The 11,145-nt window shown below is 65.6% G+C and carries 13 protein-coding genes and 1 pseudogene; 6 read left to right on the forward strand and 8 right to left on the reverse strand.

Features of this window, described 5'->3' with window-relative positions; translation table 11 throughout:
- Positions 1-237 precede the first annotated feature (237 nt).
- Entirely contained in the window at positions 238-1,425 is a 1,188-nt protein-coding gene (locus VGN68_RS02310; protein ID WP_327473541.1) for a penicillin-binding protein activator, read from the reverse strand.
- Positions 1,426-1,435: 10 nt separating this feature from the next.
- Here VGN68_RS02310 and rsmI point away from each other — a divergent pair, with 10 nt between their 5' ends.
- From rsmI to VGN68_RS02330, 4 genes are read left to right on the forward strand one after another with little or no spacing between them, the layout of a single operon-like run.
- Positions 1,436-2,296 (forward strand): 16S rRNA (cytidine(1402)-2'-O)-methyltransferase, encoded by an 861-nt coding sequence (gene rsmI / locus VGN68_RS02315; protein ID WP_327473543.1) that lies wholly within the window; start codon positions 1,436-1,438, stop codon positions 2,294-2,296.
- A complete protein-coding gene (locus tag VGN68_RS02320; RefSeq protein ID WP_327473545.1) occupies positions 2,293-2,643 on the forward strand; it encodes a YraN family protein in 351 nt (116 codons plus the stop codon). Before rsmI ends, VGN68_RS02320 begins: the two co-directional genes overlap by 4 nt.
- Positions 2,644-2,653: 10 nt before the next feature.
- Positions 2,654-3,604, forward strand: coding sequence for a glutathione synthase (gene gshB / locus VGN68_RS02325; protein WP_327473547.1), 951 nt, complete (start codon positions 2,654-2,656; stop codon positions 3,602-3,604).
- 24 nt (positions 3,605-3,628) lie between these two features.
- A complete protein-coding gene (locus VGN68_RS02330; RefSeq protein WP_327473549.1) occupies positions 3,629-4,240 on the forward strand; it encodes a DedA family protein in 612 nt (203 codons plus the stop codon).
- 107 nt (positions 4,241-4,347) lie between these two features.
- On the opposite strand, the gene VGN68_RS02335 is transcribed toward VGN68_RS02330, so the two are convergent.
- The 5 genes from VGN68_RS02335 to rph form a co-directional block, all read right to left on the reverse strand.
- The gene (locus VGN68_RS02335) at positions 4,348-5,286 is read right to left on the reverse strand and encodes a tyrosine recombinase XerC (RefSeq protein ID WP_327473551.1); all 939 of its coding nucleotides are present in this window, start codon (positions 5,284-5,286) and stop codon (positions 4,348-4,350) included.
- Between the two features lie 61 nt (positions 5,287-5,347).
- Positions 5,348-6,493, reverse strand: a complete 1,146-nt coding sequence (gene hemW / locus VGN68_RS02340) for a radical SAM family heme chaperone HemW (RefSeq protein ID WP_327473553.1) — start codon at positions 6,491-6,493, stop codon at positions 5,348-5,350.
- 128 nt (positions 6,494-6,621) lie between these two features.
- Positions 6,622-7,245: an RdgB/HAM1 family non-canonical purine NTP pyrophosphatase gene (rdgB, locus tag VGN68_RS02345; protein ID WP_327473555.1), complete on the reverse strand. Its 624-nt coding sequence runs from the start codon at positions 7,243-7,245 to the stop codon at positions 6,622-6,624.
- A complete protein-coding gene (locus VGN68_RS02350) occupies positions 7,242-7,643 on the reverse strand; it encodes an endonuclease domain-containing protein (protein WP_327473556.1) in 402 nt (133 codons plus the stop codon). Before VGN68_RS02350 ends, rdgB begins: the two co-directional genes overlap by 4 nt.
- Before the next feature lie 71 nt (positions 7,644-7,714).
- Positions 7,715-8,431: a ribonuclease PH gene (gene rph, locus VGN68_RS02355; protein ID WP_327473558.1), complete on the reverse strand. Its 717-nt coding sequence runs from the start codon at positions 8,429-8,431 to the stop codon at positions 7,715-7,717.
- 205 nt (positions 8,432-8,636) lie between these two features.
- Here rph and hrcA point away from each other — a divergent pair, with 205 nt between their 5' ends.
- Positions 8,637-9,680: a heat-inducible transcriptional repressor HrcA gene (hrcA, locus tag VGN68_RS02360; RefSeq protein WP_310088913.1), complete on the forward strand. Its 1,044-nt coding sequence runs from the start codon at positions 8,637-8,639 to the stop codon at positions 9,678-9,680.
- A gap of 4 nt (positions 9,681-9,684) precedes the next feature.
- The gene (grpE, locus tag VGN68_RS02365) at positions 9,685-10,254 is read left to right on the forward strand and encodes a nucleotide exchange factor GrpE (protein ID WP_327473562.1); all 570 of its coding nucleotides are present in this window, start codon (positions 9,685-9,687) and stop codon (positions 10,252-10,254) included.
- A 157-nt stretch (positions 10,255-10,411) separates the two neighbouring features.
- On the opposite strand, the gene def is transcribed toward grpE, so the two are convergent.
- Both def and VGN68_RS20570 read right to left on the reverse strand, forming a co-directional pair.
- Entirely contained in the window at positions 10,412-10,945 is a 534-nt protein-coding gene (gene def / locus VGN68_RS02370; RefSeq protein WP_327473564.1) for a peptide deformylase, read from the reverse strand.
- A 60-nt stretch (positions 10,946-11,005) separates the two neighbouring features.
- Positions 11,006-11,145, reverse strand: a pseudogene (locus tag VGN68_RS20570) (IS5/IS1182 family transposase); the annotation flags it as partial.

An 11,145-nucleotide genomic window follows, 5' to 3' on the forward strand; every position in this document is an offset into this window, starting at 1 on the left:
TCGGAGAGGCGATGAATTCATTGTATCGCGGGCCATTCTTGGGCGGCGTGCGCTCCATCGGGCGGCGGGTCGTGGGCGGTGGTATAGCTGTATCTCCTGATCGTGGACGGGTGGCGTGCGGAATCAGCGCGATATACGCACACCATGCTCATATAGTGAACGCGCGCGCGGAGTAAAGGCCGCGCTTCGCATCAAGGTGACGCTTTTCGACCGACTGTGGCGGTCAGGCCACGCCGATCACCATTTGGTCGGTGCCGGATCGACGACGCGGAAACCACCCGCGCCGATCTCGCTGACCTCCAGCGCGCGCTGGGCAATACCGCGGTTGTTGAAACGGAAGATACCATCGATGCCGCCAAATCCGTCGGCTGCGAGCAGCTGGTTCACCGGGAAGCTGGTGCCGGGTTTCCAGTCGCGCGCGATGCGCACCGTCAGCAGCACCGAGTCATAGCCCAGACTGGCAAGCCGGTATGGCGCCTTGCCAAAGCGCGTGCGATATTTGCCCGCGAGCTGGCCATAGAGGCCGTCGGACACGCTGGCGAACCAAGCGCCGCGCATCACCGCGCTGGTGCCGAGCGACGCATCGGTGTTCCACAGTTCAGTGCCCAGGATCTGGCGCTGTCCGGCGCCCTTGATCACCGGAACCGCACGGATCGCATTGCCGCCGCTGTCGGCGATCAGCACTGCGTCGATCGCGCCCGCATTGGCGATGCGCCGCGCCGCGCCAGTCAGCGCTGTCGCGCTGCGGTCATAGCTTTCGACCGCGACCAGCGTGCCGCCCGCGGCGCTGACCGCCGAACGAAAGGCGGCGGCCGAACGGTCGCCATAGACATTCTTCGGCACCAGCGCGCCGAACCGCTGATGCCCCTTGCCGCGCGCAAAGGCGACGACGCGCTCGACCGACTGGCCGGGCACAAAGCCCATAATGAAGACGCCGTTGCCCGCGACGCTGCTGTCGTTCGAAAAGCTGAGTACCGGCACCTTGGCGTCGCGCGCGATCGGCGCCACCGCGGCGACATCTTCGCTGAGCAGTGGGCCGAGGATCAGCCGGTTGCCGTCGGCGACCGCCTGCCGCGCCGCCGCCGCCGCGCCGAGCGCGGTGTCATAGGTGGTGATGCGGACGCGTTCGGTGCGCGAATCGAGCAGCGCGAGCGTCGTTGCGTTCGCGATTGCGGTGCCGACGTCGGCGTTGGGGCCGGTCTGCGGCACCAGCAGCGCGACGCGGTGGCGATCGGTGTCGGTCGGCAGGCCGGGACCGACATTGTCGGTCGGGGTCTCGGGGGGCGCCGTAACGGCCGGACCAGCGGTCTTGGGTACGACCTGACACGCGGCGAGCAGTCCCGCCATCGCGACCACACCGAGTCCGCGCAGCATTTGCCGCCACGGCGACGCATATGCTTGGCGCTCGACAGCAGTTTCTGCCATTTTCGGCGACATGCCAGATTCGACCATCTCAAATTCTCCCTTGCCCGGTCTCTATATCGTCGCGACCCCCATCGGCAACCTCGGCGACATCACCGCGCGCGCCGGGGCGATGCTGGCGCGCGCCGATGTGATTGCCGCGGAGGATACCCGCGTCACGGCGAAGCTGCTTTCCCATCTTGGATTACGCGTGCCGATGATCCCCTATCACGACCACAGCGACGAGCGCACCCGCGCCGCGCTGGTTTCCAGGATGGCAGACGAAGTTGTCATTCTGGTGTCCGATGCCGGCACCCCGCTGATTTCGGATCCGGGGTACAAGCTGGTCCGCGATGCGCGCGCGGCCGGGCGGAATGTCAGCACCCTGCCCGGCCCCTGCGCTGCCATCGCCGCGATCACGCTGTCGGGATTGCCCAGCGACCGATTCCTGTTTGCCGGGTTCCTGCCGTCGAAGTCCAAGGCGCGCGCCGACACGCTGGCCGAGTTTGCGGGATTGCGCGCGACGCTGGTGTTTTACGAAAGCGGCCCGCGCCTCGCCTCGGCGCTCGCCGCAATGGCCGAGGGACTGGGTAATCGCGAAGCGGCGGTGGCGCGCGAAATCAGCAAGATGTTCGAGGAATGCGTTACCGGCACCCTGACCGAACTCGCCGCCCGCTACGCCGACTCGCCGCCCAAGGGCGAGATCGTCGTCGTCGTCGGCCCGCCGGGCGAAGCGGTGCCCGAGCAAGCTGATGATGCGACACTCGACACCGCGCTGCGCGCGGCGATGGCCGACAAGCCCGTTGCACAAGCCGCGAAAGCCGTCGCCAAGCGCTTCGGGCTCGATCGCCACGACATCTATGCCCGCGCGCTGACGCTCAAGGACGCCGGTTGAAGCGCGCCGCCGCCGAGGCACGCGGGCGCAAGGCCGAGCGCCGCGCCGCCTGGTGGCTGCGCCTCCACGGCTGGCGCATCCTGGGCGAGCGGCTGCGCGTCGCGGCGGGCGAAGTCGACCTTGTGGCGCGTCGCGGTCGCATCGTCGCCTTCGTCGAGGTGAAGTGGCGCGAGCGGCCCGAAGATCTCGACCTTGCGATCGACCAATATCGCCTGCGCCGTGTCGCGGCGGCGGCGGAAATGCTCAGCCCCCGCTTTGCCCGGCCGCAAGATGATATCCGCATCGACGTGATGCTCCTTGCACCGGGGCGCCTGCCACGCCATTTGGTCCACGTCTGGCAACCCTGAGGAATATCGAATGACCCTGCGCGCAGCCGTGCAAATGGACCCGATGGATAATATCAACATCGGGGGCGACAGCAGCTTCCACCTGATGCTGAAGGCGCTCGAACGCGGCTACACCCTCTATCATTATGACGTGCGCGGGCTGACGTGGGAGGCCGGGCGGCTGACGACGAAAGCACATCGCGTGATTGACGTGAAGCGCGAGGCCGGCGATCATTACCGCTTCGGTGACGAAGTCACCCTCGATCTTGGCCGCGATGTCGATGTCGTGCTGATGCGGCAGGATCCTCCCTTCGATCTGGGATATCTCACCGGCACCTGGCTGCTCGAACGGATCGCCAGTGAGACGCTGGTGGTCAACGACCCCGTCTCGGTGCGCAACGCGCCCGAAAAAGTCTTCGTGCTCGACTTCCCCGAATATATGCCGCCGACGATGGTCACCCGCGATCTCGACGCGGTGAAGGATTTTCAGGCGCGCCATGGCGCGGTGGTGATCAAGCCGCTGCACGGCAATGGCGGCAAGGCGGTTTTCCGTATCGACGCCGACGGCAGCAACCTTGGTGCATTGGTCGAACTGTTCGGACAGGTCTGGCCCGAACCCTTCATGGTCCAGCAGTTCCTGCCCAGCGTCAGCCAAGGCGACAAACGCATCGTGCTGATCGACGGCGAGGTTGCGGGCGCGATCAACCGCAAGCCCGGTGAAGGCGAATTCCGCTCGAACCTGGCGGTCGGGGGCTATGCCGAAGCCGCAACGCTGACCCCGCGCGAACAGGAAATCTGCGCCGTCCTCGGCCCGCAGCTGCGCGAGCGCGGCTTGGTCTTTGTCGGCATCGACGTGATCGGCGGCGAATGGCTGACCGAGATTAACGTTACTTCGCCCACGGGCATCGTCGCGATCGACCGGTTCAACAACAGCGATACGGCGGGCATGATCTGGGACGCGATCGTCCGGCGGATCGGTTGACGCGGCCCGCGCGTTACCCCCGCCATGACCGATTTCATCCTGAACCTGATCCAGAGCTGGGGCTATGTGGGGATTTTTATCCTCATGTTCCTCGAAAATGTGTTTCCGCCGATTCCGTCCGAAGTCATCATGGGCCTCGGCGGCATCGCCGTCGCCAAGGGCCATTTTGACTTCTGGATGCTCGTCGCGGTCGCCGTCGCAGGGACCACTGCGGGCAATTGGGTGTGGTATGGCATTGGGCGCTGGATCGGCTATGAGCGGCTGAAGCCCTTCATCGACCGCCATGGCCGCTGGCTGACGCTCGACTGGGCGGAGGTCGAAAAGCTGCACAACTGGTTCCTGAAATATGGCCCCGGCATCGTTTTCGTCGCGCGCTTCATGCCCGTCGCGCGCACGATGGTGTCGCTGCCCGCGGGGATGGTGAAGATGAACCAGGCGAAATTCCTGGCCTGGACCGCGGCAGGATCGACGATCTGGATCAGCGCGCTGGCCGGCGCGGGCAATTGGTTCGGCGGCCAGTTCGCCAATCTGGATGCGTTTGTGGGTCCGGTGGCACTGGTCGCGATTGGCTCGCTGGTGCTGCTGTATCTTTATCGCGTGGTTACGTGGAAGCCTTCGGGCCTCGGCGAGAAATAGAGCCTCCCCTGCCCCCGTTCGTGTCGAGCGAAGTCGAGACACGCGAAGGCATGCAAAACCAAGCGTCTCTCGACTTCGCTCGAGACGAACGGAAGGAGAAACGCCCCCTAAGCCCGCGGGTGCGCGCTGCGATAGATATCAAGCAGGTGCGCAGCATCGACCGCGGTATAAACCTGCGTCGAGGCCAGGCTCGCGTGACCGAGCAATTCCTGCAAACTGCGCAAATCGGCGCCGCCCGCCAGCAGATGTGTCGCGAAACTGTGGCGCAGCGCATGAGGCGTCGTGCGTTCGGACAGCCCCAGCGCGCGCCGCGCCGTCCGCACGCTGGCGCGCACGACCCCGGGCGCCAGAGGCCCGCCGCGCGCGCCGAGGAACAGCGGCGCGTCCTTCGCTATCGAATAGGGGCAAGCTTCCACATAGCGTGTTACTGCACCTGCCACCGCGGGCAGGATCGGCACGACGCGCGTCTTGTTCCGCTTGCCGGTGACGCGCAGCGTCTCGCCGAGCGGCAGCGCCGCGCCGGTCAGTCCCAAAGCCTCACCAATGCGCAGCCCCGCACCGTACAGCAGCAGGAGCAACGCAAAATCGCGCGCGCCGGTCCAGCCCTGCCGCGCATTATCCTCGACATCCTGCGCCAGCGCGAGCGCCTCGGCGGGCGAAACGGGGCGCGGCAGTCCTTTCTTGACCCGCGGCCCGCGCAGCGGCGGGACGCTGGCGCCCGACCCGCCGACGAAGCGCAGGAAGCCGCGCAAGGCCGATAGCTCGCGCGCGGCAGACGCATTGCCCAGCCCCTCGGCACGGCGGTCGGCGAGATAGGCGCGCAAGTCGCTGGGGGTCAGTTTGGTGAGCATTGAGCGATCGACGGCGCCGCCGCGATGCTGCGACAGGAAGGCGCAGAACCGTTCCGCGGTTGCGATATAAGCGCGGCGGGTATGCTCCGACCGGCGCTTTTCATGCGCCAGATGGGCGTCCCAATCGCGGATCAACTGCTGCGGCAAACCGTTTTCCCAAATTCCGTTCGCATCGAGCGAAGTCGAGATGTCCATCGGCGTGGTGCAAGGTCGAGGGGTGTCTCGACTTCGCTCGACACGAACGGGTTTGGGGGGTTTAGCTGGTCCGCACCACTTCCGAAAGGATGCTGTCGAGCAGCAATATCCCGTCGTCGGTCACCACCAGCCGGTCGCCGTCTTGCCGCATCAACCCCTGCCCGGCCAGCCGCGCCACCGCATCGGCATCGACAAACGCCTCGCGCCCCAGCCCGCTTCGTCCCTCGATCCGCGCCAGATCGACGCCTTCGGTCAGCCGCAGCCCCATGAGCATCGCCTCGGTCGCGCGCTCATGCGCGGGCAGGTCGGCTTCAACCTTCAGTCCGTGGCCGTTCCGGTCCACCGCCGCGATGAAATTCTCGGGTTTCTTGTGTCGCTCGGTCGCCTGTCCCAGCCGCCGCCCATGCGCACCCGGGCCGACCCCGGCATAATCGGCATAGCGCCAGTAGGCGAGGTTGTGGCGGCTTTCCTGCCCGACGCGCGCATGGTTCGAAACCTCGTAGCGCGGCAGGCCCGCGGCGCGTGTCATCGCCTGCGTCATATCGAACAGGTCGGCGGCGGCATCGCCATCCGGAATGGCGAGGTCGCCCTTCGCCGCGAGCGTCGCAAAGCGTGTGCCAGATTCGATCGTCAGCTGGTAAAGCGAAAGATGGTCGGTGCCGAACGCCAGCGCCCCCGCGAGCTCGCTCTCCCACGCTGCCATCGTCTGGCCGGGCCGCGCATAGATCAGATCGAAACTGACCCGTGCAAAATGCTGCTGCGCCGTCGCAATCGCGCGCCGCGCCTCATCCTCGCTGTGCGCGCGGCCCAGGAATTTCAGCGCGTCGGTATCGAAGCTTTGAACGCCAATCGACACGCGGTTCACCCCGGCGGCGGCCAAATCGGCGAAATTGGCGACCTCGACCGAGTTGGGGTTGGCTTCCAGCGTGATCTCGCAATCATCCGCCAGCCCCCATTCGGCCTCCGCCGCCGCGATCACCGCCGCGACGGTGGCGGGGGGCATCAGGCTGGGCGTGCCGCCGCCGAAAAAGATCGAGCCGACCGTGCGACCCGGCAGCAACGCCGCCTCATGCCGCAAATCGGCAAGCAGGGCATCGCGCCACCCCGCCTGATCGACGCTCTCGCGGACATGGCTGTTGAAGTCGCAATAAGGGCATTTCGACACGCAAAACGGCCAATGGACATAAAGGGCGAGCGGCTCGGCCATATGCGAGGGTATAAGCTCAACTAGATTAGATAGCACGTCGCCCCTGCGCAGGCGGGGGCCGCTATCGGTTTAAACGGCGACGAAGGGCAAGACCTCCAGCGGCCCCCGCCTTCGCGGGGGCGACAGTTTCAGAAAACACCAGCCACCAGCTTCGCAAACGCGTCGGCGCGGTGGCTGATCGCATGTTTTTCCGCCGGGTCGATTTCCGCGTACGTCAGCGACTTGCCTACAGGAACAAACACCGGATCATAACCGAACCCGAGCAGCCCGCGCGGCGGCCAGGTCAGGCTGCCTTGCGCGCGCCCCTCGAACACTTCGGCATGGCCGTCGGGCCAAGCGAGCGCGAGGGTGCAGACGAAGCAGGCGCTGCGGTCGACGTCCGGCCCCTGCTCGGCGAGCAAGCCTTCGACCTTGCCCATCGCCATATACCAGTCGCGGCCAGGCGGTCCCTCGAACGGCTGCCGTTCTGCCCAATCGGCGGTGTACACGCCGGGCCGGCCGCCCAGCGCGGCAGCCTCCAGCCCGCTGTCATCGGCCAGCGCGGGCAGCCCCGCCGCCGACGCGCTCGCATGGGCCTTCAACAGCGCGTTGTCGCGAAACGTCGTCCCGGTTTCCTCGGGCTCGGGCAAGCTCAAGTCGCCCGCCGACACCGGTTCGATCCCAAAGGGTTCGAGCAGCGCCCAAATCTCGCGAACCTTGCCCGCGTTGTGACTGGCGATGACGAGTTTGCCGGGGGTGAGTTTGCGGGTCATAAAGCCCTCTCCCCTTGGGAGAGGGTTGGGTGAGGGGTTCCAACGTCCGCGATGGCGACCAATCGTCCGCGCAAATCCTCCAACACGCCCTCCAGATTGCCCATGATGTCATTGTTCCAGTATCGGATGACGTGATAACCGGCTGCCTGCAACAAGGCAGTGCGACGTTCATCACTCGGGCTTTCCGCGTGCTGACCGCCATCGGCTTCGACGATGATCCGCAATTCCTCGCAGAGAAAGTCGGCTACAAACCCCGCCACCGGCGATTGGCGGCGAAATTTGAGGCCAAGGAACTGGCGGGCGCGCAGCACTCGCCAGAGCTTTTTCTCGGCATCGGTTTCACTGCGCCGCAATTTGCGGGCAAGACCCGTCGATGGTTTGTGCTGCTTCGGCGCCACATCCCCTCACCTGCTGCGACTAGCCAGCAAGCTGGCAAGTCTCGCTTCCTCTCCCGCCGGGAGAGGAAGGTTTACCGCCCCGTCGCCTTGTCCTGCGCCGCGAAAATTTCGCCGCAGCCGATCCGCGCCAAGCGCAGCAGACGCAGCAACCCTTCTTCATCATATGTCGCGCCCTCGGCGCTGGCCTGCACTTCGACGATCTGGCCGCGGCCGGTCAGCACGAAATTGCCGTCGGCCTCCGCAACCGAATCCTCGTCATAGTCGAGGTCGAGCACCGGGGTGCCGTTGTAGATGCCGCAGGAGATCGCACCGACCTTGTCGACGATCGGATCCTCGGCGATCGTCTTGGCTTCGAGCAGCTTGTCGATCGCGATCCGCAGCGCGACCCATGCGCCCGAAATCGACGCGGTACGCGTGCCGCCATCGGCCTGGATCACGTCGCAATCGATGACGATCTGGCGCTCGCCAAGCTTTTTCATGTCAACAACGGCGCGCAAGCTGCGCCCGATCAGCCGTTGAATTTCCTGCGTCCGGCCCGACTGTTTGCCCTTTGCCGCTTCGCGGCTGCCGCGGGTGTGCGTCGCGCGGGGCAGCATGCCATATTCGGCGGTGACCCACCCCTGCCCCTTGCCGCGCAGGAACGGCGGCACCTTTTCATCGACGCTGGCGGTCACCAGCACCTTGGTGTTGCCGAAGCTGACGAGCACGCTGCCCTCGGCATGGATGGTGAAGGCGGTTTCGATCGCGATGGGGCGCATCTGATCGGGGGCGCGGCCGGATGGGCGCATGGGGGATTCTCCTGTGATTGTGTGCCGCGCGCTTAGCGGGGTTGGCTCATCTCCGCCACCCGTCATTGCGAGGAGCGCAGCGACGAAGCAATCTCCAGCCATCGACGTCATCCTACCCCGATGGCTGGGGATTGCTTCGCTTCGCTCGCAATGACGTTGTAGGCGCATGCTTGCCCCCACGCCCCCGCGTCCCTAAATCCCCCCCATGACCACCGCGCCGATCACCGAACTCACCACGCGCGCCCGCGACGTGTTCCGGCTGGTCGTCGACGCCTATCTGGAAACCGGGCAGCCGGTCGGGTCACGCACCTTATCGAAGCTCGCCGCGCTCAACCTGTCCCCCGCGTCGATCCGCAACGTCATGCAGGATCTGGAGGAATATGGCCTGCTCGCCAGCCCGCACACCAGCGCCGGGCGCCTGCCGACCGAGCAAGGGCTGCGCCTGTTCGTCGACGGGATGATGCAGGTTGCCGAACCGAGCGCCGAGGACCGCGCGCAGATCGAGGCCTCGCTCTCGGACCCCGGCCCGATCGAAAGCGCGCTGGCGCAGGCGACATCGGCGCTGTCCGGCCTGTCGGCGTGCGCCGGGCTGGTGCTCGTCCCCAAGCATGAGCGTATCCTGAAACAGGTCGCCTTTGTGCCGCTGTCCGACGCGCAGGCGCTCGTCGTGCTCGTCGCGGGCGACGGCGCGGTCGAGAACCGCGTCATCGACACCCCGCCCGGACTCGACCCGTCGGCGCTGGTCGAGGCGGGCAATTATATCAGCGCGATGCTCGCGGGCCTGACGCTGACCGAGGCGATGGCGCGGGTGCGCCACGAGATCGAGGCCGAGCGCATCGCGATCGACCGCGCCGCGCAGGATCTGGTCAGCCGCGGGCTCGCGATCTGGTCGTCCGACGGCGCCGACCGCCCGGTGCTGATCGTGCGCGGTCAGGCCAATCTGCTCGACGACAGCGCGGTCGGCGACCTCGACCGCGTCCGCCAATTGCTCGACGAACTCGAAACCAAGCAGGACATTGCGCAGCTGCTCGACAGCGCCCGCGACGGCAGCGCGACCCGGATTTTCATCGGGTCGGAGAATAAATTATTCTCGCTTTCGGGCTCTTCCGTGATAGCGGCGCCCTATCGCGGATCGGACGGGCGCGTGGTCGGCGTGGTCGGGGTTATCGGCCCCACCCGCTTGAACTATGCCCGCATCGTTCCCATGGTGGATTTCACCGCACAATCGCTCTCCAGACTGATACGATAGGTTTATGACGACACAAGAAAATGACACCCCGGTCGATGACAGCGCGACCCCGGAAACCCCAACCGCAACCGACGCCCCCGAAGCAGTTGCGACCGAGCAGCCCGAGAATGACGAGGTGGCCCAGTTGCACGAACAGATCGCCGGCTTGCAGCAGGATCTGCTCTATGCGCGCGCCGAAACGCAAAATGTCCGCCGCCGCGGCGAGAAGGAAGTCGCCGACGCGCACGCCTATGCCGCGACCAAATTTGCGCGCGACATTTTATCGGTCGCCGACAACCTCGGCCGCGCGCTCGCCGCGCTCAGCGACGAACAGCGCGCGTCGGATGCGATCAAGCCGCTGATCACGGGGCTTGAGGCGACCGAGCGCGAATTGCTCGGCGTGTTCGAACGCAACGGCATCACCCGCATCGCCGCCATCGGCCTGCCGCTCGACCCCAACCAGCATCAGGCGATGCTGGAAATCCCAAGCAGCGAGGCTGAACCCGGCACGATCGTGCAGGAAATGCAGGCGGGGTATATGATGAAAGACCGGCTGCTGCGCCCTGCGATGGTTGCGGTGGCGAAGGCGGGGTAACTTCTTCCCCTCCCTTTTAGGGAGGGGCTACGGGTGGGTACGCGGCGCGTCTGCGCCGCATGAAAATCTGCGCCGTCGAAATATATCAGAAGCAAGAGCTCGCGCCCTGCGGGCGCGATACCCACCCCCGGCCCCTCCCTTGCAGAGAGGGGAGAAGCTAAGCCGCCTTCCGCATCTTCATCAGCTTCTTCAGCACCATTTCGCGCTTCAGCCGCGACAGATGGTCGATGAAGAGGATGCCTTCCAGATGGTCGTGCTCGTGCTGGATGCACGTCGCCATCAGCCCGGTCATGCGTTCCTGATGATGCTTGCCGTCTTCGTCCTGCCAGTCGACGGTGACCTCGGCGGGGCGCGTCACCTCGGCATATTGTTCGGGGACCGACAGGCAGCCTTCCGAATAGACGCTATGCTCCTCGCTCTCGTCGGAAAAGACGGGGTTGATGAACACGCGCGGGTCGCGGATCACCTTTTTGCCCTCTTCATCCTCGGGATCGGGTTCCTGCAGGTCGATCACCAGGATGCGCTTGGGCACCCCAACCTGAATCGCCGCCAGCCCGATGCCGGGTGCGTCGTACATCGTCTCGAACATATCGGCGACAAGCTGCTTCAGCTCGGCATCGAAGGTCTCGACGGGCTTCGAAATCACGCGCAGCCGGGGGTCGGGGGTCTCTATGATGGGTAGGATGGCCATGGGGTGCAGTTATGAATGCACAATAAGAGAGTCAAGGCTAGGCGTGAGCTGCTACCTCGCCTAGGCCGTGTTGACAAAAGACTTCAACCATAGGCGCGAGGCGGCGAGGTTGAGGAAGCTTTCGAACGAGAGGATGGTCTTGTCATAGCGGGTGGCGATGCGTCGTTGCTGTTTGAGTTTGCCGAACATGCGCTCGACGC

The sequence above is a fragment of the Sphingopyxis sp. genome (assembly GCF_035998965.1).
Classification (GTDB): Bacteria; Pseudomonadota; Alphaproteobacteria; order Sphingomonadales; family Sphingomonadaceae; genus Sphingopyxis.